Origin of the sequence: Halomonas sp. 3F2F (assembly GCF_014897805.1) — a bacterium.
Taxonomy (GTDB): domain Bacteria; phylum Pseudomonadota; class Gammaproteobacteria; order Pseudomonadales; family Halomonadaceae; genus Vreelandella.
Genome location: NZ_JABUZE010000134.1, coordinates 41,183 through 66,649 on the forward strand (window position 1 = coordinate 41,183; position 25,467 = coordinate 66,649).

23 protein-coding genes and 2 tRNA genes are annotated in these 25,467 nt (G+C 52.7%); 11 read left to right on the plus strand and 14 right to left on the minus strand.

The window, feature by feature from the left end; all coding sequences use genetic code 11:
• Positions 1–51: 51 nt before the first annotated feature.
• Positions 52–2,151: a carboxy terminal-processing peptidase gene (locus tag INT21_RS14620; protein ID WP_193068063.1), complete on the minus strand. Its 2,100-nt coding sequence runs from the start codon at positions 2,149–2,151 to the stop codon at positions 52–54.
• Positions 2,152–2,289: 138 nt separating this feature from the next.
• On the opposite strand from INT21_RS14620, the gene INT21_RS14625 reads away from it, so the two are divergent.
• On the plus strand, positions 2,290–3,594 hold the full coding sequence (locus INT21_RS14625; protein ID WP_193068062.1) for a M18 family aminopeptidase: 1,305 nt from the start codon (positions 2,290–2,292) through the stop codon (positions 3,592–3,594).
• 64 nt (positions 3,595–3,658) lie between these two features.
• On the opposite strand, the gene INT21_RS14630 is transcribed toward INT21_RS14625, so the two are convergent.
• From INT21_RS14630 to INT21_RS14670, 9 genes are all read right to left on the minus strand, one after another.
• Positions 3,659–3,735 (minus strand) — tRNA-Met (locus INT21_RS14630).
• A 78-nt stretch (positions 3,736–3,813) separates the two neighbouring features.
• Positions 3,814–4,905 (minus strand): redox-regulated ATPase YchF, encoded by a 1,092-nt coding sequence (gene ychF, locus INT21_RS14635; protein WP_038482699.1) that lies wholly within the window; start codon positions 4,903–4,905, stop codon positions 3,814–3,816.
• Positions 4,906–5,014: 109 nt separating this feature from the next.
• On the minus strand, positions 5,015–5,596 hold the full coding sequence (gene pth, locus INT21_RS14640) for an aminoacyl-tRNA hydrolase (RefSeq protein ID WP_193068061.1): 582 nt from the start codon (positions 5,594–5,596) through the stop codon (positions 5,015–5,017).
• Positions 5,597–5,758: 162 nt separating this feature from the next.
• Positions 5,759–6,400: a 50S ribosomal protein L25/general stress protein Ctc gene (locus INT21_RS14645; protein WP_089038650.1), complete on the minus strand. Its 642-nt coding sequence runs from the start codon at positions 6,398–6,400 to the stop codon at positions 5,759–5,761.
• 96 nt (positions 6,401–6,496) lie between these two features.
• Positions 6,497–7,438, minus strand: coding sequence for a ribose-phosphate pyrophosphokinase (locus INT21_RS14650; protein ID WP_171880177.1), 942 nt, complete (start codon positions 7,436–7,438; stop codon positions 6,497–6,499).
• A gap of 58 nt (positions 7,439–7,496) precedes the next feature.
• Positions 7,497–7,571 (minus strand) — tRNA-Gln (locus tag INT21_RS14655).
• Positions 7,572–7,602: 31 nt separating this feature from the next.
• Positions 7,603–8,463, minus strand: a complete 861-nt coding sequence (ispE, locus tag INT21_RS14660; protein WP_193068060.1) for a 4-(cytidine 5'-diphospho)-2-C-methyl-D-erythritol kinase — start codon at positions 8,461–8,463, stop codon at positions 7,603–7,605.
• A gap of 17 nt (positions 8,464–8,480) precedes the next feature.
• A complete protein-coding gene (gene lolB / locus INT21_RS14665; RefSeq protein ID WP_193061661.1) occupies positions 8,481–9,134 on the minus strand; it encodes a lipoprotein insertase outer membrane protein LolB in 654 nt (217 codons plus the stop codon).
• Positions 9,135–9,220: 86 nt separating this feature from the next.
• The gene (locus INT21_RS14670) at positions 9,221–11,014 is read right to left on the minus strand and encodes a tetratricopeptide repeat protein (RefSeq protein ID WP_226916819.1); all 1,794 of its coding nucleotides are present in this window, start codon (positions 11,012–11,014) and stop codon (positions 9,221–9,223) included.
• Positions 11,015–11,279: 265 nt separating this feature from the next.
• Here INT21_RS14670 and hemA point away from each other — a divergent pair, with 265 nt between their 5' ends.
• The 5 genes from hemA to INT21_RS14695 are packed head-to-tail and all read left to right on the plus strand — an operon-like array spanning position 11,280 to position 15,829.
• Positions 11,280–12,590: a glutamyl-tRNA reductase gene (gene hemA, locus INT21_RS14675; RefSeq protein WP_089038647.1), complete on the plus strand. Its 1,311-nt coding sequence runs from the start codon at positions 11,280–11,282 to the stop codon at positions 12,588–12,590.
• Positions 12,587–13,675: a peptide chain release factor 1 gene (prfA, locus tag INT21_RS14680; protein WP_089038646.1), complete on the plus strand. Its 1,089-nt coding sequence runs from the start codon at positions 12,587–12,589 to the stop codon at positions 13,673–13,675. Before hemA ends, prfA begins: the two co-directional genes overlap by 4 nt.
• 14 nt (positions 13,676–13,689) lie before the next feature.
• Positions 13,690–14,535 carry a peptide chain release factor N(5)-glutamine methyltransferase gene (prmC, locus tag INT21_RS14685; RefSeq protein ID WP_319022058.1) on the plus strand — a complete coding sequence of 282 codons (846 nt, stop codon included), beginning with the start codon at positions 13,690–13,692 and terminating at the stop codon, positions 14,533–14,535.
• A gap of 33 nt (positions 14,536–14,568) precedes the next feature.
• Positions 14,569–15,069, plus strand: coding sequence for an Lrp/AsnC ligand binding domain-containing protein (locus tag INT21_RS14690; protein ID WP_038482725.1), 501 nt, complete (start codon positions 14,569–14,571; stop codon positions 15,067–15,069).
• Between the two features lie 4 nt (positions 15,070–15,073).
• Complete coding sequence (locus tag INT21_RS14695) at positions 15,074–15,829, plus strand: molybdopterin-synthase adenylyltransferase MoeB (RefSeq protein WP_193068058.1); 756 nt, start codon at positions 15,074–15,076, stop codon at positions 15,827–15,829.
• A 122-nt stretch (positions 15,830–15,951) separates the two neighbouring features.
• Here INT21_RS14695 and ahpF read toward each other — a convergent pair whose 3' ends face one another.
• Together ahpF and ahpC are read right to left on the minus strand one after the other, a co-directional pair.
• The gene (ahpF, locus tag INT21_RS14700; RefSeq protein WP_193085377.1) at positions 15,952–17,508 is read right to left on the minus strand and encodes an alkyl hydroperoxide reductase subunit F; all 1,557 of its coding nucleotides are present in this window, start codon (positions 17,506–17,508) and stop codon (positions 15,952–15,954) included.
• A 213-nt stretch (positions 17,509–17,721) separates the two neighbouring features.
• Entirely contained in the window at positions 17,722–18,285 is a 564-nt protein-coding gene (gene ahpC / locus INT21_RS14705; protein ID WP_038482734.1) for an alkyl hydroperoxide reductase subunit C, read from the minus strand.
• Positions 18,286–18,617: 332 nt separating this feature from the next.
• Between ahpC and INT21_RS14710 the strand changes: the two genes are divergently transcribed.
• The 4 genes from INT21_RS14710 to INT21_RS14725 all read left to right on the plus strand — a co-directional run bounded on the left by INT21_RS14710 (position 18,618) and on the right by INT21_RS14725 (position 22,781).
• Positions 18,618–19,721: a polyamine ABC transporter substrate-binding protein gene (locus INT21_RS14710; protein WP_193061665.1), complete on the plus strand. Its 1,104-nt coding sequence runs from the start codon at positions 18,618–18,620 to the stop codon at positions 19,719–19,721.
• A gap of 93 nt (positions 19,722–19,814) precedes the next feature.
• Complete coding sequence (locus INT21_RS14715) at positions 19,815–20,999, plus strand: ABC transporter ATP-binding protein (RefSeq protein WP_089038642.1); 1,185 nt, start codon at positions 19,815–19,817, stop codon at positions 20,997–20,999.
• 31 nt (positions 21,000–21,030) lie between these two features.
• On the plus strand, positions 21,031–21,939 hold the full coding sequence (locus INT21_RS14720; RefSeq protein ID WP_172420358.1) for an ABC transporter permease subunit: 909 nt from the start codon (positions 21,031–21,033) through the stop codon (positions 21,937–21,939).
• Positions 21,939–22,781 (plus strand): ABC transporter permease subunit, encoded by an 843-nt coding sequence (locus INT21_RS14725; RefSeq protein WP_172420359.1) that lies wholly within the window; start codon positions 21,939–21,941, stop codon positions 22,779–22,781. The genes INT21_RS14720 and INT21_RS14725 overlap by 1 nt, the downstream gene beginning before the upstream one ends.
• Before the next feature lie 9 nt (positions 22,782–22,790).
• On the opposite strand, the gene INT21_RS14730 is transcribed toward INT21_RS14725, so the two are convergent.
• Entirely contained in the window at positions 22,791–23,000 is a 210-nt protein-coding gene (locus INT21_RS14730; RefSeq protein WP_089038639.1) for a CPXCG motif-containing cysteine-rich protein, read from the minus strand.
• A gap of 182 nt (positions 23,001–23,182) precedes the next feature.
• Between INT21_RS14730 and INT21_RS14735 the strand changes: the two genes are divergently transcribed.
• Entirely contained in the window at positions 23,183–23,596 is a 414-nt protein-coding gene (locus tag INT21_RS14735) for a DUF3617 domain-containing protein (RefSeq protein ID WP_089038638.1), read from the plus strand.
• Between the two features lie 100 nt (positions 23,597–23,696).
• On the opposite strand, the gene INT21_RS14740 is transcribed toward INT21_RS14735, so the two are convergent.
• On the minus strand, positions 23,697–25,467 hold a 1,771-nt coding region (locus INT21_RS14740), incomplete at its 5' end, for an efflux RND transporter permease subunit (protein WP_193085378.1).

Genomic DNA, 25,467 nt, shown 5'->3' on the forward strand with positions numbered 1-25,467 from the left:
CTGCGAATGTACCAGTCCAGATAATGGACTGGTACATTCATTGGTGGGGTCTCAGTATTTCGCCATGCGCTGTGCGCCCTGGAGGTGGGCGTAGTCGAGTAAGATTTCGGCGGCTTCTAGTACATGGGCACGGTCAACCGGCATGTCTTCATCCTTATCCTCCTCGTTGGCAGCGTCTGCGTCACTACCTTCGGGCTGCGAGTTATCACTGCGCGCATCCATCCACTCATCCAGCTCTGGCAGGTTTAAAGCGCGACGGCGTTGGTTTTCAAGTGAAAGCTGTTCAGCTTCTTGAGCTTCTAACTCTCGTTGACGCTGTTCGCGGTTCAGGCTAACGCTGGTGTGCTGTTCGCGTAGCTGGCGAGCCAAGGTGGACTGGCGCTCTAGATAGCGGAAGTTAGGATTCTCATTGGCACGTTCTTGGTGTTGAGAAGTCAGGGCAGCGAGGGTGTTCTCTGGAGCGCCATAGCGGCGGTATTGAACGTTCTGCACGGTATCCCAAGCAAGAGCATTATCTAGACTGCTTTCACCAATGCGTTCAGGGTCAATCAGGCTGGGGAATATAATGTCGGGTTCAACGCCGCGGTTTTGGGTGCTATCACCTGAAATGCGGTAAAACTTGGCACGGGTAAGCTTGATTTGACCATGGCTAAGATCATTGAGCGTTTGTACAGTGCCTTTGCCAAAGGTGGGGGCGCCTACCACAATGCCGCGGCCATAATCTTGAATAGCGCCAGCAAAAATCTCCGATGCTGAAGCGGAAAGACGGTTAACCAGCACGGTTAGAGGCCCGTCGTAAGTCGTGCCTGCATCGGTGTCGCCGTAGAGCTGAATGCGGCCTTGGGCATCACGAACCTGTACCGTGGGGCCTCGGTCAATAAACAGGCCTATCAAGGAGTTGGCTTCTTGAAGCGCGCCACCGCCATTATTGCGAAGATCTAGGACAATACCTTCAATGCCTTCTTTCTTGAGACTTTCAATTTCTCGAGCGACGTCGCGGGTGGTGCTGCGATACTCATCCTCACCGGCTTGCCAGGCATCGAAGTCGACGTAGAACGTCGGAATGTCAATCACGCCAATGCGATGAGGTTTGCCGTCTCGCTCAATGTTTATCACTTCGCTATGCGCTGCCTGGTCTTCTAGGCTGACAGTGTCGCGAGTAATTTCAACAATTTGAGAGCGGGTCATGTCCACTGCTTGGGCAGGCACCACGTCCAGACGTACAACGGAGCCTTTAGGACCGCGAATCAGGTCGACGACGTTGTCCAGGCGCATGCCTACCACATTGACCATGTCGCCTTCTTCTTGGCCCACGGCGATAATTCGGTCGGCGGGCTCAAGCACGCCCGCTCGATCGGCAGGGCCACCGGGAACTAGGCTGGCTACCTTCACGTATTCGCTATCGGCTTGAAGTAGTGCGCCGATACCTTCAAGTGAAAGGCTCATTTGAATATCAAACGATTCGCTTTGGCGAGGGGAGAGGTAGCTGGTGTGAGGGTCGATAGTGCTGGAGGCTGCCGCCATGATTAACCCAAAGACGTCTTCAGACTCTGACTGACGCAAGCGGGATAGTTGTCCTTCGTAGCGCTGGCGCAGATTGCTTTCTATCTGCTCGTCATCTTGGTCTGTTAGAGCAAGCGTTAGCGCATCGTTTTTGAGCCGTTTACGCCAGAGTTCGTCTAATTCACTTTCGCGGGTTGCCCATGGGGCATCTTCGCGATCGACTTCTAAGCGCTCGTCGCTATCGAATTCGAATGAAAGCCCTTCATCAAGGCGTTCTAGCAACCACTCTAGGCGGGCGGTGTGGCGTTCGCTAAGACGATTATAGAGTGCAAATGCATCGTCAAGATCACCATCGAAAAGTGCTTCTGCCATGTCGCGCTCTAAATGGCGATAAGGCTCTATATCACGGTTCAATAGGTAGGAGCGCTGGCCGTCCAGAATGTCTAGATAGCGTTGGAAAGCTTCCGCTGACCACTGCTCGTCGAAGTTAATATCGGCATAATGCCCATAGCGGAGTGAGTCCGCTATTTCCTCTGCCGCTTGGCGTTGTTCGTCGGTCGGCTCAAGTTGCGCCAGCGCTGCTGGGCTGGCAATGGCCAGCATCACAGCAAGGGCGACCGAGCGCGAAAACGTTGCAAACAGGCTCATCAGTCAAGCTCTCCCGGATTTGTGTACACTTATTCTTCCCTAGACCCGCAGATAGCCTATGAGTTGCGTAGGCCGAGGGAGCATTGTAGCAGGTCATTTACCCTGTGATACTCAATCATTACTGTTATGAGGATTTCTATGTCCGAAGCTTTCAACGCGGACCGTGTAACGCGGCTATGTGATTTTCTGCACCAGTCGCCTACGCCCTGGCATGCGACTCGCTGTATGGCGGAGCGTTTGGAGCAGGCGGGCTTTGTGCGTCTTGAGGAGACGGCTAACTGGCAGCTTGAGCCGGGCAAGCGCTATTACGTGACGCGCAATGATTCGTCAGTGATTGCATTTCAGCTGCCTGTTGAGAAGTTAACCAGCCTGCGTATGTTAGGTGCGCACACGGATAGCCCGGGGTTGCGTTTAAAGCCCAACGCCACCCAGTATGCCGCGGGATGGATGCAGTTGGGGGTGCAAGTATATGGTGGTGTGTTGTTAGCCCCGTGGTTTGATCGCGACTTGGGGTTGGCAGGGCGTGTGCATGTACGTCACGCCGATGGTCATTTAGAAAGTGTGCTGCTAAATGTGGACCGGCCGATTGCCATGGTGCCTAGTTTGGCGATTCATTTAGACCGCGATGTTAACGCTGGACGTGTTATTAACCCGCAAACGCAAATGTCGCCTGTTGTGATGCAGAGTGATAGCGCGCAGCTTAGCGACTTATTGGCTGATTGGTTGGAAGAGCAGCATGGCCTGCGCGCTGTGGAAGTCGTTGACTTTGAGTTAGGATTTTATGACGTACAGCCGCCATCGTTGGTAGGCTTGCGTCAGGAGTTGGTCGCCAGTGCGCGGCTAGACAACTTATTGTCGTGTTTTGTGGGACTCGAGGCGATGCTAGCGTGTGATGCTAGTCAGGGCGCCTTGTTGGTGGCCAATGACCATGAAGAGGTGGGTAGTGCCAGTGCCTGCGGTGCTCAGGGACCTTTCTTGGGTGATGTGCTGAAGCGTTTAAATGCTCAGGTAGGTGGTGCGACTGAGGAGTCGCTGATTCAGCTGATTCAGTCATCGCTTATGATTTCATGCGATAACGCTCACGCTTTACACCCGAATTTCCAAGACAAACACGATGAACGCCATGGCCCTGCAATTAATGGTGGTCCAGTTATTAAGGTAAATGCTAATCAGCGTTATGCCACTAATAGTGTAACAGGAGCGCTGTTTCGGGATGTGTGCCGTGAGGCCGATGTGCCCGTGCAGTCGTTTGTTACTCGTTCAGATATGGGGTGTGGTAGCACTATCGGGCCGATTACGGCGACTGAGGTGGGGGTGCCGACGATTGATGTAGGGCTTCCTCAGTGGGCAATGCATTCGGTACGTGAAACAGCAGGTACCCGAGATGTTGATTATTTGACCCAGGCGTTGACGGTGTTTTTGAACCGGTCTGAGTTGTGCTGAGTACATTGCTGATCAATAACGAAAAAAGCCCGCTGACTGAGTCAGCGGGCTTTCAATATTCGTGTGGTGGCTACGCCCTGATTTGAACAGGGGACCCCATCATTATGAGTGATGTGCTCTAACCAGCTGAGCTACGTAGCCATTCAACGGGGGCGAATATTACTCAGTAGCCCGTCGTTCGTCAAGTGTTTCTTTTTTTGTTTATCAAGCGGCAACTGATCAGACGTTAAAACGGAAATGAATAACATCGCCATCTTTAACGATGTAGTCCTTACCTTCTAAGCGCCATTTGCCAGCATCTTTAGCCCCTTGCTCGCCATTGAGGGCGACAAAGTCTTCGTAAGCAACCACTTCCGCGCGGATAAAACCTTTCTGGAAATCGGTGTGAATCACACCAGCGGCTTCTGGGGCGCTGGCGCCTTCTTTCACTGTCCAGGCGCGGACTTCTTTAACGCCAGCGGTGAAATATGTTTGTAGGCCAAGCAGGGCATAGCCTGCGCGAATGACGCGATCAAGCCCTGGCTCTTCCATGCCCATTTCTGATAGGAACATACTGCGCTCTTCGTCATCCAGCTCGGCAATCTCAGCTTCTAGCTGGTTGCATACCGGCACCACTGCTGCGCCTTCTTCTGCCGCAATCTCATTAACGATATCCAGGTAGGGATTGTTCTCGAAGCCATCCTCGTTAACGTTGGCAATGTACATGGTGGGCTTGAGCGTTAAGAAACCGAAGCTCTTAATCTGGCGCTTCTCATCTTCATCAAGACCAAAACTACGCAGCGGCATACCTTCAGCGAGGTGTGGCTGAATGCGGTCAAGAATGGCTTTGGTGGCAGTGGCATCTTTGTCGCCGCCTTTTACTGCACGAACGAGGCGTTGGCTGGCTTTTTCGACGGTATCCAGGTCGGCAAGTGCCAGTTCCAGGTTGATGGTTTCAATATCTGCCCGTGGGTCCACTTGGTTGGCAACGTGGATTACGTTGTCGTTATCAAAGCAGCGTACGACATGGGCGATCGCCTGGGTTTCGCGAATATTGGCCAAGAACTTGTTGCCCAAGCCTTCGCCTTTGGATGCCCCTGCAACTAAGCCTGCGATATCGACAAATTCCATTGTTGTCGGCAGCACTTTTTGTGGCTTGACGATCTCCGCAAGCTTATCAAGTCGCGGGTCAGGCATTGGTACGATGCCTACGTTCGGTTCAATGGTGCAGAATGGGAAGTTTTCTGCATCAATACCTGATTTGGTCAGCGCATTAAAAAGCGTGGATTTGCCTACATTAGGTAGGCCGACGATACCGCAGTTAAAGCCCATAAATTACTTCCTGGCCGCTAGGGCAGCGCAACAAGGGAAGCGTCTGCCAATATTGAAAAAAAGGGCGTGCTAGAACGCCTGATTCTAAGGGTGCTTATAAAGTGTGCTGCTATTTTACGCTATGAAGGCGGTTCATGGCTTTAGCCCAGTCGCCAGAGAGTGCAAGTGGTAGCGTAGCTAGGCACTCATCCAAAGCGCTTTCAATGGCTTCCCGTTCGGCTTTGCCGGGTCGGCTTAGCACATAGTTAACGACCTGACGTGCTTCTCCTGGGTGGCCAATGCCAATTCTTACCCGATGAAACTGCTTCTGGTTGCCTAAGGCGCTAATGATGTCTCGCAGGCCGTTATGACCGCCATGACCACCGCCGGTCTTATAGCGTGCCTGTCCTGGCGGAAGGTCTAGCTCATCATGAGCAACCAGTAAATTGTCAGGCGTTAGTTTGAAAAACTGTGCAAGCGCTGCGACGGCAGCACCGCTACGATTCATAAAAGTAGTGGGGTTGAGAAGGTGCAGTTCATGGTCGCCAATACGTGCTTTGGCGTACAGGCCCAAAAATTTCTTTTCCGGGCGAAGCTCTGTGTGCGCACTGCGTGCAATGGCGTCTACCAGCCAAAAGCCCGCATTATGGCGAGTTGCATCGTATTCTGCACCGGGGTTTCCCAGGCCAATAATGGCCGTTACCTGGCTCATTGTCCCACCTCATAAAAATTTCTAGACGAAATTTTCGACGTCATGTCAGGCCGCAAAAAAAAATCAAGCGCCGAAGCGCTTGATTTTATCATTCCTGGGTCATGCAGGCATGACCCAGGTGGCACTGAAAAGCATCAGCTGGCAGCGCCGAGAGCTAGCGCTTTACTCAGCGCTGGACTCTTCTTCGCCTTCACCTTCGCTCTCTTCGTCATCACCGCCGCGTACTTTTACTTTGGTGATGCTTAGAACTGCGTTGTCGTGATCTTCGCCGTGGGCCAGATCAACCGACGTGACGCCAGCAGGCAGGTTCAGGTCAGACAAGTGCAGCGTAGTGCCTAGCTCAATGGCGCTGATGTCCACTTCCAAGAAGTCCGGAAGATCTTTCGGCAAGCAGCTAATGGCTACTTCATTGGCCAGGACGTGCAGTTCGCCGCCTTGATCTTTGATGCCGACACACTTCTCTTCGCCAACGACGTGCAGCGGCACGTTCATGGTGATTTCGTGAGTAGCGTCAACACGCAGGAAGTCAGCGTGGGTTAACAGCGGCTTGAAGGGGTGACGCTGTAGGTCACGAACAACCACTTGCTCTTCAGTACCGTCGATGACCAGTTTGATCACCGAAGAGAAGAAGGACTCGTCTTCAATCGCTTTGTAGAAAGCAGTTTTTTCTACAGAGATAGACTGAGCGCCTTTTTCACCGCCATAAACAACGGCCGGTACTTGTTGGTTCGCACGACGCAGGCGGCGGCTCGCACCTTTCCCCAGGTCGTTACGAACGCTGGCTTTCAGGATAAAATCAGACATTTAATTTGCCTCTTGGTTTAAGTAAGGAAACGCCGCCGACCGCGACCAGACGACGACGCTTCCAGGGCCCCAGTAGGGGGCTGCTACGTCAGGCGATTAATGGAACATCGCGCTAACGGATTCTTCGTTGCTGACTCGACGGATGGCTTCCGCGATGAGTCCGGCAACGCTCAGCTGGCGAATTTTTCCGCTGCGACGGGCAGTGTCGGAAAGCGGAATGGTGTCGGTCACGACAACCTCGTCCAGCACCGAGTTGGTGATGTTGTCGACCGCAGGGCCGGACAAAATCGGGTGTGTTGCATAAGCGACAACGCGTGCTGCGCCGTGATCTTTTAGCGCTTCGCCAGCTTTGCAGAGCGTGCCAGCGGTATCAATCATGTCATCGACAACCACACAGGTGCGGCCTTCGATTTCACCGATGATGTGCATTACCTGGGCCTGATTGGCCTGGGGGCGACGCTTATCAATAATGGCAAGATCAGCGTTCAGCTGTTTGGCGATAGCGCGAGCGCGCACAACGCCACCGACATCGGGAGAAACCACAACGAGGTCGTCGTAGTTCTGGCGCTCGATGTCGTCCAGCAAAATAGGTGAGCCGTAAACGTTGTCAACCGGTACGTCGAAGAAACCTTGAATTTGGTCAGCGTGCAGATCCATCGTCATGACACGATCAACGCCAGCTTTCACCATCATATCAGCAACAACTTTCGCTGAGATGGGAACGCGGGCTGAACGGACGCGACGATCCTGGCGTGCATAACCAAAATAGGGAACGACTGCCGTAATACGGGTAGCTGAGGCGCGACGCAGGGCGTCCACCATCAGAATCAGTTCCATCAGGTTATCGTTCGTGGGGGCACAGGTGGATTGCAGGATGAACACATCCTTACCACGCACGTTCTCATTGATCTCGACCGCGATTTCGCCGTCGCTAAATTGACCGACCGTAGCATTACCCATACGGCTGTCTAAGCTCTCGGCAATCTTTTGAGCGAGTTCGGGATTGGCATTCCCGGTGAAAACCATCAATTTTGACACGCGCAGCCACCTTTGCAGTGTTGGGGATCAGGGGAGAAAACGCAGATCATAATTAGGTTGGCTGGGGTACCAGGATTCGAACCTGGGAATGCCGATACCAAAAACCGGTGCCTTACCACTTGGCGATACCCCAGCAATAAACCTAATGCGATGACCGGGCGCTTTCAGCGGCCCAGAGCATCTTGTAGGGGAGAGGTGTTGAGTCCGCGCGCTACCCATGAATGCCAATGTTGACCTGCCATATATGCGACGGCTTGTGCGGCTTGCTGTGAATCGAAAGCCGCAAACAAGCAGGCGCCGGTACCGGTCAACCGACTAGGTGCATGCTGCGTGAGCCAGTCCAATGCTTCCGCAATTGGCGGATAGCGTTTTTTGACGATAGCTTCGCAGTCGTTACGCCACTCCGGCGCTCCCCCCTGCAGTGCGCGCGCCATAGTAATGGGGAGGCTGTCGCGTGTCAATTCCGGGTCTTGGAAGATTGCTGGTGTTGAGACGCTAACGCCTGGATGGATGACCACGAACCAGGGCGTATCTAGCGTGACAGACGTAAGCTTTTCGCCAACGCCTTCCGCCCAGGCGCTGTGACCGTGAACGAATACCGGGACATCGGCACCTAGCGTCAGCCCTAGTTTTGCAAGCGCTTCGCTACTTAGTCCTAGTTGCCACAGGTGATTCAACCCGACCAGGGTGGTCGCTGCATTAGAGCTTCCACCGCCAAGACCGCCTCCCATCGGCAGATTTTTTTCGATGGCGACTGAGACGCCTTGCTGAATGCCGCTTGCCTGTTGCAATAAGTGTGCTGCACGGACAATTAAATTGTCGTTATGGGCAACGCCACTAAGCGTGTTGGAAAGTGTAATGGTGCTGTCAGTGCGTGGCGTGAAGGTAAGGTAATCACACAAATCGATAAACTGAAAAAGCGTTTGCAGCTCGTGATAGCCGTCTTGACGACGGCCAACGATATGCAACATGCGGTTTAGCTTAGCGGGAGCAGGCAATGTCAACGCCGAGGGTGTTGCAGGCATGTGATCTCTCTACTGATCTAAGAGTCCGAGTTAGTGGATTGCCACTGATTGACCACCAAGGTGATGCGCAGGTCGCCATAGTTCATCACTAGTCGACGAGGTAGCCACATGCCCTCTACTTGCTCCCAGTCACGGTAGTCGATCTCCCAACCATCTTGCTGTAAGTGGTTAGGGAAGCCGAGCTCGTCTGATTCCAACTGGTAGCTGGCGTGCTCGCCCGGCAGGCCTCGCACCCAGTCAGGCATGGCGCGAACCGGCAATGACCAACCAAGTTGCTCTTCCATTAATGCTTCCGGCGTTTCGGCTTCAAAGCGACCATCGCTAGTGGTTAGCGAAAAGCGCCCTTCGCGACCTTCTAGCACACTGCGCCCGCCGCCAAAGGGGCCACTGATCAGCATGCGGAAATAGTGGGGATGTTGATTCCAGTCTAGATTGGCGCTGGTATTTTCCTGGGGAGTGCGAAGTCCTGCTTTGCCCACGAGAGTCCAGGTGTCGAAGGCTTCAACGTCGGCTTGCTGGCGTTCCCATTGCCCAGCTTGGCGTCCGCCATCGTCTACAGGCGCTTGGGTGGCGCACCCGGCCAGCGTTAACAGGGCAATGCCGGCCAGTAACAAGCGAGTTGAGCGACTGCAGATTGATAAACGGCTCGCGGGCAGGGAATTGGTCAACATAAACTGGCTCCATGTCAGTACTGCGTAAACTGTCTTTTATAAGGGCGTGCTTTTATAAGGGCATACTTTTATAAGGGCATGTCATGTTAGGGCGCGCTTAACGGTGTTAGTTCAGGGTGGCGCTCAAGTAAGTCATCAATTTGCGGGTGATAGCTTGCTCGCTGAAGAATGCGCTCAATAAGCTGGCGTGCTTCTTCACTGCGTCCTAGGGCATGAAGAACTTCGGCTAAATGAGCGGCAATTTCTTGATCAGGCACTTGTGCGTAGGCGCTCTCTAGCCACGCAAGTGCATTGTCAGGCTGGCCGAGCCGGAAATAGACCCAGCCCATGCTGTCGAGTATTGCAGGGTTGCTGGGATCAGCTTCATAGGCACGCTCAATCAAATCGCGTGCTTCTTCAAGGCGCCCCTGGAGGTTCAGGTCGGCAAGCGTGTAGCCTAATGCGTTTAATGCATCTGCATTATCAGGTTCGGTATGCAGTATTTGGCGCAGGTCGCGCTCCATTGCTTCAACATCGCCCATTTCCCACGCGCGCATTGCCCTTAAATAAAGCAGGCTGGTGTCATCTGGCGTACGAGTCAGCTCTCTATCAAGTAGTGCCATGGCATCTTCTTGCAGATTAAATTCATCCAGTAGCTGTATTTCTAGCATGACTAGCTCACCGAAGTAGTCGTCATGGCGCATTCGCTCGACACGCAGCATAGCGCGAGCATCTAGCAGGCGATCATTTTCAATCAGCATGCGTGCAGCGGCGGCTCGGGCTGGAAGAAATTCGTTGCCGTCTTGTACTTGCCGATAATAAAGCAGCGCGTTATCGACTTCTCCTTGAGACTGGGCAATGGCTCCCAGTAAGAAGTAGGCAGTGTTAGGTACGCGGTCCTGACCAATCAGAGGTTGCAGTAATCGATACGCTGGCTCGCTATGGCCTTCTTCCAAATAGAGTTGGGCGAGAGCAATACGTAATTCTTCGTTACCACCATGCGTTTCTAACAACGTATTGGTGTGTGCTTCCGCAGCGGTAATGTTGTTCAGGCGAATTTCAGCTTGGGCTAACATTAATATAAAACGGACATCATCGGGCGCTAAATCTAGCCCCCTTTGCGCGGCGTTCTGAGCACTACGATGATCGCCAATCTCTAATGCTAGGCGCGCCTTAGCAAGCCACAAAGCGGCAGATTCAGGTGACAGCTGCGTTACTTGATCCAGATGCTGTTGCGCTTGACGTGTTTGCCCTAGTGCTGACTCGATCAGTGCGGCGCCAAGTAAAACATCGCTGTGGAATTCATTTTGCTGAGCGCCAGGCTGGGCAAGATAGTCGCGCAATGGCTCGATTAATAGGTTCAGTGGCGCCTCTTCGGCCACCGCCGCCTCAGAAAAAGCCGCTATTTCGCCATTGCCTCCTGCTTCAGCGATCGCCAGACGCTGCTCTAAGCTGTCCAGCCAGTCTCCGCGTTGTAATGAGAGGGTTGCCAGCAACCTATTCGGCATTTCTGCTTGAGGTGCTAATTCGCGCCAACGTATCGCGGAGGCTTCCATTAAGGCGACATCATTGCCAAAGCGCGCTGCAAAAGTGGCGCGCTCGGCTAACGCGGGGTTGCGATAGCGCCGGGACGCTTCCAGATAGCCTTGGCTGGCATAGCGATAATCGCCCCGTTGGCCAGCAAGTTCTGCTGCCAGCAACGAGCGAAGACCCTCGGCATCCAGCCCGCGAGTAATCGGCGGCGCTGACTGCATGGGATCATAAGCATCATTTTGAACCCCGCTCTCAAAGGAAGACGGGGAAAGCTGGCAGCCGCCCAGTAGTAGCGTTGTGGCCAAGGGCAGTAAGGGTAAACCCGGTAACGATAGGGGGTGACCCAGTAGTGTCGCGCGAAGGGGCATGCGTCTCTCGATCAGGTGGCCGAGTGCTCAGCATAGCGGCTTGGTTGCCTGCGGCAAAGTGGTGTGCGCCAGAACATGCTGTGCTGTGATAGAATATTACACCTTGAAAACGGGGTGGGGTGGTGCAATCCATGGTATCTACTCATAGTATCTACTTATAGTTCATCGTATCTACCCACTCTTTTTAGACTTGCTATAGCAAGCTCCAGACATTCAGATCGACAAGTGACGTGACGACCGATCCACTAGCGAAGACGCATAACGCATGACGCTTCTTGCCCTGGGAATAAATCATCGTACCGCCAGCGTGGCCGTACGTGAGCAGGTTGCATTTACGCCAACGCAGCTGGAAAGCGCGTTGACGGAGCTGCGTAACCTGCCGCAAATCAGCGAAGCGGCTGTGCTTTCGACGTGTAACCGTACCGAGCTTTATTGCGTGACGGATGCCGCCGGTGAGCATGCCGTGCTGGATTGGCTTGGGCGCTTTCATAATTTGCGCATCGAAGACCTTTCCCGCTGTGCCTATCATTATCTTGACAACGATGCTGCGCGTCATCTGATGCGTGTCGCCGTTGGCCTGGACTCTATGGTGCTGGGCGAACCACAAATACTCGGTCAGTTAAAAGATGCTTATCAGCAGGCCCGCCAAGCCAATGGGTTGGGTGGTGAATTGGAGCGGTTATTCCAACACACCTTCGCGGTAGCCAAACAGGTGCGTACGGAAACGGGCATTGGCAAAAATCCAGTGTCGGTGGCGTATGCTGCGGTCAGCATGGCTAGCCGTATTTTTGATGATTTTAGCCGTGCCAGAGCGCTTTTGATCGGGGCGGGAGAAACCATTGAACTGGTAGCGCGTCATCTTCATGAAGCCGGCGTGCGGCATCTAACGGTAGCCAATCGTACCCGGGAACGCGCTGAGCTAGTGTCTGCTCCTCTGGGTGGTTCTGCTATTACACTGCCAGAAATACCGGAAGCGTTAGAGCAGGCTGATATCGTCATATCCTCTACGGCTTCTCCGCTGCCGATCCTAGGGAAGGGGATGGTAGAGCGTGCGCTGAAAAAGCGCCGCCATCGACCAGTGTTTATGGTGGATATCGCGGTGCCGCGTGATATCGAGCCTGAAGTGGGTGAGCTTGCGGATGTCTTCCTTTATACCGTTGATGATTTGCAAGAGGTCATTGAAGAAAATCGCCGTCACCGTCAAGTTGCCGCTGATCAGGCTGAATCACTCATCGAACACGGGGTGGGTAGTTGGCAGCATGAGCGTCGAATCCGCAATGGCGGCGAAATTATTCGCGACTATCGACGTCACGGAGAGGCCATTCGAGACCATTCTCGTGAGCAAGCGCTTGAGCGATTAGCAAAGGGTGAAGATCCTGCCAAGGTGATTGAACGTCTAGCTCACCAATTGGCGAATCGGTTAATGCATCAGCCCACGCTTGCCTTGCGCGACGCTGCATCCCAAGAAAATAACGAGTTGCTGAATGCCGCGCCCAATATACTATTGCCTGCTAAGCCTGCCTTTGAGCAACCAGTGGCCGCGGTAAAATGCCAGAAGGATGATACACCCGCATGAAAGAGACTTTGCGCCAACGTCTAGATAGCTTTTCCGACCGTTTTGAAGAGCTGGCAATGCTGCTGTCTGACCCTGAAGTGATTAATAATCAGCAGCGTTTTCGTGACTACTCCCGTGAGTACGCGGAATTAGAAGAGCTGGTCGCCGCCTGGCAGCGCTACGGCGAGGTAGAAAAAAGCATCGAAGAAGCCGTGCAGTTAAGTCGCGACAGCGACCCCGATATGCGCGAGCTGGCGGAACTGGAAATCAGTGAGGGGCGTGAGAAACTCGAAGCCCTGGATAGTGAGCTGAAACGCCTGCTGGTGCCTAAAGACCCCGATGATGGCCGCGGTGTATTCTTGGAAGTGCGTGCTGGCACGGGCGGGGATGAAGCCGCTATTTTTGCGGGTGATCTGTTTCGCATGTACTCACGTTATGCGGAAAAACGTGGCTGGCGCGTTGAAGTTGTTAGTGCCAGTCACGGTGAGCAGGGCGGTTACAAAGAAGTTATTTCTCGCGTGAAAGGCGATGGTGTCTATGCGCGCTTGAAATTTGAGTCTGGCGCGCACCGCGTACAGCGCGTGCCTGCGACGGAATCGCAAGGCCGGATACATACGTCCGCCTGCACGGTGGCGGTCATGCCTGAAGTGGACGACGTGGGCGATATCGATATTAATCCCTCTGATTTGCGCGTTGATACCTATCGCTCAAGTGGCGCGGGCGGTCAGCACGTCAACACCACAGATTCTGCTATCCGTATTACTCACTTGCCTACAGGCGTCGTGGTGGAGTGCCAGGAAGAGCGCAGTCAGCATAAAAACCGTGCAAAGGCGATGTCGTTGCTGGCAGCCAAACTCAAACGCAATGCGGTTGACTCGCAGCGCCAAGAGCAAGCAGACGCTCGCCGCTCATTGGTAGGCTCAGGGGATCGCAGTGAACGAATCCGTACTTACAATTTCCCCCAGGGCCGGATTACCGACCACCGTATTAACCTGACACTCTACAAACTAACGGAAGTCATTACGGGTGAGCAGCTTGATGATGTCATTGAGCCGCTCATTCACGAATATCAAGCAGAGCAGCTTTCGGCCCTTCAGGACGCCTAATGAGCTTTGATGTTGTGACGTTCGATATGCTTTTGCGACGAGCGGCGGCTCGGCTGCAAGCGGTAGGGTCGCCTTCCCCTAGAATTGATGCCGAGGTGCTGCTCAGTCACGCTACGGGGCATGACCGTACTTGGCTGTATACCTGGGGAGATCGTCAGTGCCCCCTCTGGGAGCAAGCACGATTTGATGCGTTGGTGGCTGCGCGTGCCCAGGGAGTGCCAATTGCCTATCTGACTGGTGAACGAGAATTTTGGGGGCTGCGGCTGGCAACATCGCCAGAAACGCTGATTCCACGTCCTGATACCGAAACTCTGGTTGAGGCTGTCCTGATGCGTGCCAAGGCGAGGGCAGGAAGATTGCTGGATCTTGGCACCGGCACTGGCGCTATTGCACTTGCGTTTGCCAGCGAGAAACCTAACTGGCAAGTAATAGGGGCGGATATTCGTCCAGAAGCAGTGGCACTCGCAGCGCGCAATGCACAAGCGCTGAAGATCGACAATGCTCAGTTCGTAATTAGCGATTGGTTTAGCGCGTTTGTTCAGCCCCCACAAGCGGCTGCATTCGATATTATTGTTAGTAACCCACCTTATATCGCTGCCGACGACCCACATTTGCGCCTGGGTGATGTGCGATTTGAGCCATTATCGGCACTAGTGGCCGATGCTGACGGAATGGCGGATGTGCTGCATTTGATTTGTACCGCTCGTGGCTATCTTTCCGATGGCGGCTGGCTTGCCTTAGAGCATGGTTATACGCAAGCGGCCAACGTACGAACGGCATTAGTGCGCGCTGGCTTCCAAAACGTTGAAAGTGTACTAGACGTTGGAGGTCATGAACGGGTTACCCTGGGCCACCTTTAATAACTGCCTGATTCATCAGTATTGGATCCTGCCATGAAACCAAAAAATAGAACGCTGGACCGGATCGATCTTAAAATTTTGCGCTGTCTGCAGGAAAATGCGCGAATTTCCTATGTCGACCTTGCCGCTGAAGTCGGCTTATCCACAACCCCTTGTTTAGAGCGTGTTAAACGCCTTGAGCGTGCGGGTATCATTCGCGGCTATCAAGCCATTCTTGATCCGCAGGCACTGAAAGCTAACTTGTTGGTCTTTGTGGAGATTAGCCTGGAAACTCAATCCCCTGCTGTGTTTGATGAGTTTCGTCGGGCGGTCGAGAAACTGCCGCAAATCCAAGAGTGTCATTTGGTGTCTGGTCAGTTTGATTATATTTTAAAATGCCGCATTCCTGAGATGTCCGCTTACCGGCAGCTACTAGGCGATGTTGTACTGACGCTGCCTGGGGTAAAAGAGTCCAAAAGCTATGTGGTAATGGAAGAAGTGAAAGAGAGCTTCAACTTACACATACCCGATTTCGAGGAATTTGAGGATAAGTAATCCCATGATGGATGATCAGGCGCTGCTGCGCTATAGCCGCCAAATTATGCTACCCGAGGTTGATATTGAGGGGCAGGAGCGCCTGAGAAATGCTCATGCTCTGATTGTCGGTGCAGGTGGGCTTGGGTCTCCTGTGGCGCTTTACTTAGCGGCCGCTGGCGTGGGTAAAATCACGATTGCCGACGCTGACACGGTAGAGTTGTCAAACCTGCAGCGCCAGATTGCTCACCAGCAGGCGAGTATCGGCACCAATAAGGCACGTTCAGCAAAAGCGAGCATGCAGGCACTTAACCCTGAGTGCCATGTAATCGCCTTGGAGCAACATGCGGATGGCAAGGCGCTCGAGGCACTGGTAGCGTCGGCGGATGTGGTGCTGGATTGCACAGATCGTTTTTCAAGCCGTTATGCGATTAACGCTGCTGCTCAGCAGGCCGGTGTACCGCTGGTCTCTGGAGCGGCAATTCGTTTTTCTGGGCAGTTAGCCGTCTTTGATCCTCGCAACCCAGCATGCCCCTGTTATGCGTGCCTGTATCCTCCTGGCGATAGCGAAGATGAAGCCTTGAGCTGTGCAGAAAGCGGTGTCATGGCGCCACTGGTTGGGTTGATTGGCTGTTTTCAAGCGATAGAAGCTTTTAAGCTGTTGAGCGGTGCAGGAAAACCGCATCAAGGACTCGCCACTTTTGAGGGCTTGAGCGGGCAGTGGCGTCATTTTCAGGTGCCGCGTGATCCTGCTTGCTCAGTGTGCGGTCGCGCTGATTAACCCGGCGAACAAAAAAAACGCCCGCAGGGCAGCGGGCGTGACGTCACGGTCTTTACGTCAAAGGAAACAGCCTAAAGGGTGGCAGGGGATCCGCCCAGCAGGCTAGCTAATGTCGAATCAGATTAGTGGCGAATCAAATAGTCAAACGCACCCAGTGATGCTTTTGCACCTTCACCCATGGCGATAATAATTTGCTTGTATGGCACGGTAGTCACGTCGCCTGCTGCAAATACGCCTGGAACTGACGTCATGCCATGGGCATCGACAATGATTTCGCCGCGTGGCGTCATTTCAATCGGTGAACCTTTCAGCCACTCGGTATTAGGCACTAAGCCAATTTGAACAAAGATACCTTCTAGTGCGATGGTTTTAAGCTCATCGGTATTGCGGTCTTTGTAGGCTAAACCGTTAACTCGGCTGCCGTCGCCTGTCACTTCCGTGGTTTCAGCGTTTAAAACAATGTCGACGTTAGGCAGGCTCTTAAGCTTTTTCTGTAGCACGGCGTCTGCACGCATCTCACCCATAAACTCGACTAGGGTGACGTGGCCTACAATACCGGCCAGATCGATAGCGGCCTCAACGCCAGAGTTGCCGCCGCCAATCACTGCTACGCGTTTGCCTTTAAATAGCGGGCCATCGCAGTGGGGGCAGTAAGCAACACCTTTGTTGCGGTACTGTTGTTCGCCAGGCACATTCATCTCGCGCCAACGCGCACCGGTTGCCAGGACGAGCGTTTTACTCTTCAGTTTGGCGCCCGACTCGAAGGTTATTTCGTGTAAATCACCTTCGTTTTCAGCGGCTTTAAACGACGTGGCGCGCTGAAGGTTCATAACGTCAACATCGTACTCTTTAACATGTTCTTCTAAAGCGCTAACTAGTTTAGGGCCTTCGGTATGGCTGACGGAGATAAAGTTTTCAATGCCCATGGTGTCTGCCACCTGGCCACCGAAACGCTCAGCAGCAACGCCTGTGTTGATCCCTTTACGGGCAGAGTAGATTGCTGCTGAGGCACCCGCAGGGCCACCACCAATTACCAGCGTGTCAAAGGCGGCTTTTTCGCTAAGTTTTTTCGCTTCTCGTTCAGCAGCACCCGTATCAACCTTGGCTAGAATCTGCTCTAAGGTCATACGTCCCTGGTCAAACGGTTTGCCATTTAAATAGATGCTGGGAACCGACATGATTTCCCGAGCTTCGACTTCATCCTGGAACAGAGCGCCATCGATGGCCACGTGGCGAATATTGGGGTTGAAAATCGCCATCAAGTTGAGCGCTTGAACAACATCTGGGCAGTTCTGGCAGGAGAGCGAGTAGTACGTCTCGAACAGCAGTTCGCCGTCGAGCGCCTTGATTTGATTTAGCAGTTCTTCGGACGTTTTGGGGGGATGCCCACCCACTTGTAGCAGTGCCAGCACCAGCGAGGTGAACTCGTGCCCCATCGGGATGCCAGCAAATACCACGCCGGTTTCTTCGCCGGGGCGGTTAATGGCAAATGACTGCGTGCGATTATCTTGACCGTCAGTTTGCAGTGTAATCTTGTCGCATAGGCTGCTGATGTCTTCGAGCAAACCTAGCAATTCGCGTGACTTGGCACCGTCATCGAGGGACGCAACGATCTCGAACGGTTGAGTCACTTTTTCTAAATAAGCTTTCAACTGATTTTTTAAATTGGCGTCCAGCATGACAGTGGCTTCCTCGCAGTCAGCAGTAATGAGTTCTCAACCTAACACGCTCGCTGCTGTTGAAAGATCGCAGCATGAGTAAGAGCGATAGGGAAAACGATGTTTGCGTTAACACGGGTACTCAAAAACGGGTACTCAAAAACAGGACACCCGGGGTATGCCCGGGTGTCGTTCTGCCTTAAGGGGCAATCCTGAACGGCAGCGGTAGGCCGTTTAGATTTTGCCTACGAGGTCCAGAGACGGAGCAAGCGTCTCTTCGCCTTCTTTCCATTTAGCCGGGCATACTTCGTTTGGGTTCTCGCGAACGTACTGGGCAGCCTTCACTTTGCGCAGTAGCTCTTCAGCGTTACGGCCGATGTTGCCAGCGTTGATTTCGACGATCTGAATTTTGCCGTCGGGGTCAACAACGAAGGTACCACGCTCTGCAAGACCAGCTTCTTCAATCAATACCTCGAAGTTGCGAGAGATCTGTAAGGTCGGATCAGCAATCATCGGGTACTGCAGCTTGCCGATGGTTTCAGAGCTGTCGTGCCAAGCTTTGTGAGTAAAGTGGGTGTCAGTAGACACGCTGTAGATTTCAACACCTAGCTTTTTAAATTCAGCGTAGTTGTCAGCCAAGTCACCCAGCTCAGTCGGGCAGACAAAGGTGAAATCAGCAGGGTAAAAGAAGAAAATAGACCACTTACCTTGCAAGTCTGCTTCAGTGACGTCGATAAATTCGCCGTTCAGGTAGGCAGTCGCTTTAAACGGTTTTACTTCAGTGTTGATCAGGGACATTCAGAACGTCTCCAAAATAAGTGAGTGGCAGTGGAAAAAGTTATTGCTCATGGTAACCAACTACGACCAATAGCTAAAATTGTAAAAATGCATCTAAGCAATAGTATTAGGCTATCAATGTGTGTTTTTCTGAGTTGGCTACCCTACAAGTGGGGTCGCATGGAGCAGAATACAAGAATTTTCCCCATGGGCTTGCGATAGGTGTCGCTGCACCGCAAAATTCGCTTATCTGGCATAGTAGCCACAGCTGTTTTTAATGTTTTAGCGTAAGCTTGACGTTTGAATGACTTGGCAGTTAACGAAATATTCTTAGCGATATAAGGAGTAGTGAGATGGGCAATATTCACAAACTTTCAGTGGCCGTTACGGCCCTATCTTTTGCCGTAGCGGCTGCTAATGCACAAGCGAATGAAGTGCGAGTTTACAACTGGTCCGACTATATCGCCCCTGAAACGCTAGAAAAGTTTACCGAGCGCACCGGTATTGAAGTGACCTATGATGTTTATGACAGCAATGAAATATTAGACGCTGCGCTTTTGTCTGGCCGTTCTGGCTACGATGTTGTGGTTCCTTCTACTTATTATTTTACCCGCCAGGTAAAGGCCGGTGTTTTCCAGCCCCTCAATCATGAGCTATTGCCTAATTTAGATAACCTCAATCCTGAATTGATGGCCAGCCTGGAAGAGATCGATTCGGGTAGCGAATACTCGGTGCCCTATATGTGGGGTACCAACGGCATTGGTTATAATGTTGACCGTGTGACAGACATTTTAGGCGATGACGCGCCACTGAATAGCTGGGCGCTGCTCTTTGATCCTGAAATTACCGGCGCGTTGAGCGAGGCCGGTTGTGGGCTGTCGATGCTGGATTCTGCTGATGAAATGCTGTCTCCCGCCATGGCCTATCTAGGGTTTGATCCGCGCAGTGAAAATATCGAAGACCTGGAAGCCGCTGGTGAACTCATTGCCAGTGTTCGTGACGATATGACCTACTTCCACTCGTCTCGTTACGTTTCCGACTTGGCGAATGGTGATGTTTGTGTGGCCGCAGGCTATTCCGGCGATGTTTTCCAGGCGGCTGATCGTGCCGAAGAAGCCGGCCGTGACTTCACTATTGGCTACAGCATTCCCAAAGAGGGGGCTGCACTGTGGTTTGATATGATGGCAGTGCCCGCGGATGCGCCGAATTCTGAAAATGCCCACGCCTTCATTAACTTTATTCTCGATCCGGAAATCGCCGCTGAAATTACCGAGTACGTGCGTTATGCCAACCCTAATGCGGCGGCTAATGAATATCTCTCCGATGAAATTATCAATGACCCGGCTATTTACCCTGAAGCCGAGGTGATGGAAAACCTCTATTTGCAGGCTGAAAAACCTCAAGACGTTCTGCGCGCACGTACGCGTATCTGGAATCGCGTCAAATCAGGTCGTTAATTTAGTCATCGCCTAACAGCGAGCCAAGCCAATGCTGGGCTCGCTGTTACTTTTTTAACGCCCGGTTTCCGGGCCTTTTGATGGGAGTGGCGAATGGTCACTACGCCCCTGTCGAACGAGTCGTCATCCTCTCCTGCGGTAACTCCTCCCGCCGCTCAGCGCGCTCAGGGAAAAACGCCAAGGTTTGCAGAAGATAGTGTGCTTGAGGTAAAGCGCTTAAGTAAGCGCTTCGACGATGCGCTTGCGGTCGATGATGTTAATTTACAGGTAAAGCGCGGCGAAATTTTCGCCTTGCTAGGTGGGTCAGGATCAGGCAAGTCGACGTTGTTGCGTATGTTGGCGGGGTTTGAAACGCCCAGCGAAGGGCGGATTCTGCTAGGCGGCGAAGATATTACCTCTATGCCGCCACACAAGCGTCAAATCAATATGATGTTTCAATCCTACGCGTTATTTCCCCACATGACGGTAGCGCAAAACATCGCTTTTGGGCTCAAGCAGGACAAGCTAGCTAAGGCAGATGTCGATGCGCGTGTCGCACAAATGCTCAAACTAGTGCATATGGAACGTTTTGCTAAGCGTAAACCGCATCAGCTTTCCGGCGGACAGCGCCAGCGGGTAGCGCTTGCACGTTCACTGGCCAAACGTCCCAAGCTGCTGTTGCTGGATGAGCCGATGGGGGCGTTGGATAAAAAACTGCGCACTGAAATGCAGCTTGAGGTTGTCGAGATCATTGAGCAGGTAGGAGTGACCTGCATTATGGTGACTCATGATCAAGAAGAAGCCATGACCATGGCGGACCGCGTTGCGATTATGGCCGACGGCTGGATAGAGCAGGTGGGTTCACCGGTCGATATTTATGAAAGCCCGGCCAGCCGAATGGTGGCGGAATTTGTCGGTACAGTGAATCTGTTCGAAGGTGAAATCGTCGAAGACGCTGCGGACCACTGTCGCATTGCATCACCCGCATTATCTCGACCGATCTATATTGATCATGGCATCACGACCCAGGCGGTAGATCGCCGCGTGTGGGCTGCGCTGCGCCCTGAAAAAATCTGGCTAACCCGTGAGCAGCCATCCGCAGAGTACAACTGGGAAGCAGGCAAGGTTGATGATATCGCTTACTTGGGGGGCTACTCGCTTTACTACGTGCGTACTGCCTCTGGGCAAATGATCAAAGTGAGTATGGCCAATACTGAGCGGCGTGGTGATCGCCCAACCTGGGAGGATAGTGTTTATGTCTATTGGGAAGACCATAGCGCTATCGTGCTGAACCGCTAATGCCTCAGTGGCTGACAGGAGATCGCCTATCATGATGCCATCTCGCATTGCAGGCTTCGTAAAGCGGTTGCAATTAGGTCGTCGCGCAGTAATCGCGCTTCCTCTTTTGTGGCTTACGCTATTCTTTTTGTTACCGTTTGCGCTGGTCCTAAAGATTAGCCTTTCGGAAGCAGCCATTGCTATTCCACCCTATGGGCCGCTGGTTGAGTATGCTGATCAAACGCTCAATATCTTTTTGAATCTTGGCAACTATTTGTTTTTGTTGTCAGATTCTCTCTATGTGGCGGCCTACTGGGGCTCGATAAAAACCGCGTTTGTAGCGACAGCAGTATGCCTGTTGATTGGCTATCCGATGGCGTATGCGATGGCCCGTGCTCCGGGGCGCTGGCAGCTTATTTTGCTGCTGTTGGTAATGCTGCCGTCGTGGACGTCGTTTTTGATTCGCGTCTATGCATGGATGGGTATTTTAAGTAATAGCGGGTTAATCAATAACATATTGTTGGGAATGGGGCTGATCGACTCACCGCTACGCATGATGAACACTCAGTTTGCTGTCATTATCGGCATTGTTTATGCCTATCTGCCGTTTATGGTGCTACCGCTTTATGCCCATCTAACGCGGTTGGATAACTCGCTGCTAGAAGCGGCGTCTGATTTGGGTTCGCGCAAGCTTAATACCTTTATCAAAGTCACGCTGCCGCTCTCTATGGGTGGAATCATCGCGGGCTCTATGCTGGTATTTATTCCCGCCGTCGGTGAGTTCGTGATCCCTGAGCTACTCGGGGGGCCGGATACGCTGATGATTGGTAAAGTGTTGTGGGAAGAGTTCTTCTTAAACCGCGACTGGCCTGTGGCTTCGGCGTTAGCCATGGTAATGCTATTGCTGCTGTTAATTCCCATTGTGTGGTTCCATCGCTACCAGTCACGGGAGCTTGAATAATGATGAGACTGCGTAGACGCCCACGCTTTACCTCCGTGATGTTGGTGTTGGGTCTGTTGTTTCTTTATTTGCCCATGGTGGTATTGGTGGTCTATTCCTTCAATGCCTCACGGCTGGTGACAGTGTGGGCAGGGTTCTCGACACAATGGTATGGCGAACTATTTCGTGATCAACAGATCCTGTCTGCGGTTTGGACAAGTCTGAAAATTGCCTTTTTTGCCGCCAGCATGGCGGTATGCTTGGGTACAGTGGCTGCTTTCGTTATGACGCGCTATGGCCATTTTCGCGGCAAGACCGCACTGTCGAGTATGGTTACCGCGCCGCTGGTAATGCCGGAAGTTATTACGGGGCTGTCGCTATTACTGCTATTCGTGCAGATGGCTCAACTGATTGGCTGGCCGGCTGATCGTGGCATGGCGACTATCTGGATTGCTCACACAACGTTTTGCAGTGCGTATGTTGCGGTGGTTGTAGCAGCCCGCTTGCGTGAAATTGATCGCTCTATTGAAGAAGCTGCAATGGATTTAGGCTCGCCACCGGTGAAGACCTTCTTCTTTATTACGCTGCCTGTTATTTCGCCTGCCTTAGCAGCGGGGTGGTTGCTGGCATTCACGCTGTCACTAGATGACTTGGTTATTGCCAGTTTTGTCTCTGGCCCGGGTGCCAACACGCTGCCAATGGTGGTGTTTTCGTCGGTGCGGATGGGGGTGTCGCCTAAGATCAATGCGCTGGCTACGCTGATTATTCTGGCGGTATCGCTCACGACGCTATTGGCGTGGTTCTTCATGCGTCGGGGTGAAGCAAAACGAAAAGCACTACTGCGACAAGCCGAGAGTGCTTAGCGACGGGCGCTAAAGCACATCGTCGTCTCGCCCGGTGAGCACTGCTTCTAGCTCACCGGTTATTAGCGAGACAATGATGTGTAATTGAATCGGCGCACAGCACTGGTGGCAATCCTCCCAGGTATCGTGGCTACCTTGAGAGGTGTCGATAAGAAACGTGAGTGGTGTATCGCAGTAGGGGCAGTAAAAATCATAATTTACTAGCGCGTCATCCTGCATGGCTATTTCCCCTTAATGTGATCGCTAGCGCCCTTTTATCGAAAAGCCCTGAAAATGAGTAACTCTGAAGATAATAGTGTAGCAGTGACCTTGTCCGGTAGGACATGTAAGTAATGAATCAGGTAGGATAATAACGTATTCCTTAAAGCCACCTAGAGATGAGTGCGATGATGATACGACACATGGCAGTAGCGGCCTTTTTGGCCTTCCCGATGGTCGCCCAGGCAGAAACCCCTAACGTCACGCCTGGCGAGTGGGAGTTTGTCAGCGTGACCAGCATGAGTGGTGACATGCAAATCCCCGATCAAACGGAAACCGAACGTCAGTGCATCACTCAAGAAGAGCTGGATAGCGCTGAGTTTGGCTTCATTGAAGAAGAAGAGGGTTGCGAGCTGCTCAGCCAGGATATGAATGCCGATGGCCTTTCCTACAGCATGATTTGCCGTGCCGATGGCGGTGAAGCGACTATCGATGGCGAAATGCGTTTTATGGGTGAGCAGATCGAAGGCAACGTGGATATATTCACTCAATCGCCGATGGGTGAGCTGACCATGAATACAGTGATTGAAGGCGAGCGTATTGGTAACTGTGAATAAGACGGCAGTTAGCATCTTCATGACCTAAAACAAAAGGCGCCTGTGTGGCGCCTTTTGCTTAGTGCGAAGGCCGTTATATGACCTTTCGCAATGGCTCATGTTAGCGCTCGGGGGTATTAAGCGGCGTATGATGAGCGATAGGAGCGCTGGCTATCTCTTCTTCTAATTGGCGTTTAACGGCCCCAGGCGAGCCTGAGTATCGTGCAAGCAGATCGTAGGCTACCGGGACGACAAACAGCGTAAATACGGTCGCAGAGCCAACACCCGCCATAATGACAGTGCCAATAACCAGCCGTGATTCCGCACCCGGGCCGCTTGATAGTATCAGCGGTATCGCACCCGCCATCGTAGTGACCGCAGTCATTAGAATCGGTCGCAGGCGTGTTACCGACGCTTCAATCAAGGCAGAGCGAAACGCTTGGCCCTCATCGCGTAGCTGGTTGGCAAACTCAACAATCAGAATGCCATTTTTAGCGGCAAGGCCAATCAACAGTACTAAGCCTACTTGGCTATAGATATTGAGTGATTGTCCGCTAAGCAGCAGAGCAAGCAGGGCGCCAATCATGGCTAGCGGGACGGTCAGCATGATAACAAACGGGTGAATTAAGCTTTCAAATTGGGCCGCAAGTACTAAGTAAACCACCACGGCACCGAGCACTAATAAGAACATGGTAGCGCCACTGGCCTGTTGAAAATCGCGAGAAGGCCCGGCAAGGTTCGTTTGTACCTCTTCAGGCAATACATTGTCGGCGGCTTGTTGTAAGTATTCCAATGCTTCACCAAGGGGATAACCATCGGCTAGATTGGCTTCAATCGTAATGGCGCGAACGCGATCAAAGCGGTTCAACGTGCTAGCACCCGCGAAGTCAGAGAGCGTTACCAGGCTGGCTAGCGGAATCAGCTCGCCTGAACGTACTGAGCGGACTTGAATATTGTTTAGCGCAGCAGGACTGTTTTGACCGCTGCGGTCACCTTCAAGGATGACATCGTACTCTTCCCCGTCATCTACATAGCGCGTGACGTTACGCCCACCGAGCAGCACTTCCAGCGTCCGACCTATCTCTGTAACCGTGACGCCCAGTGCGGCAGCGCGCTCATAATTGATATCCACGCGTAACTGGGGCTGGGTCTCATCATAATTACTTTCGATAGCGGTAATACGTGGGTTGTTTTCACGAACATGAGTAATCAACCTATCCCGCCAACGCGCTAAATCCTCGTAAGTGCCGCCCCCGAGTACGAATTGCACAGGCTTTTGAGTGCGCTGTCCAAAACCTTGTCTCATCACTGGAAAGGCCTGAACACCCGGCAGTGTTCGTAGCTGCTGGCGAATCTCGGCCATGATTTCCCAAGCGCTACGACGGCTTCCCCAGTCAGCCATGTTGACGATAATAAAACCGCTGTTGAAATTTTCGATATTACCAAAGCCACGTGGTGCACGAACCACAATTCGTTCAAGCTCACCATTGTCCACAAAAGGCGTCAATCTAGCCTCTATCTCATCCATATAGTCCATCATATAGTCAAACGTTGCGCCTTCTGGGCCGTTGACAAGGATAATGAAATTGCCACGATCTTCTTGCGGGGTGTATTCATTGGGCAGCTCGGTTGCCAGCCAGGCGGTAGCGGCTATCAACAAGAAAAACAGGGCAACGACCAGCCACTTTAATGTGAGTACGATTTCTAATGCGCGCTGGTAACGACGCTGGGTGCCCGTTAGCAGCCACTGAACGGCTTGGCTAAGCCGGCTATCATGCATGCCCGGCTTGAGAATCTTAGAAGCCATCATTGGGGTGAGGGTAAGGGCTAGTAGGGTTGAGACAACAACAGGGAAAATGCATGAAAACCCGCGCCATGATGCGGCTTTCAGC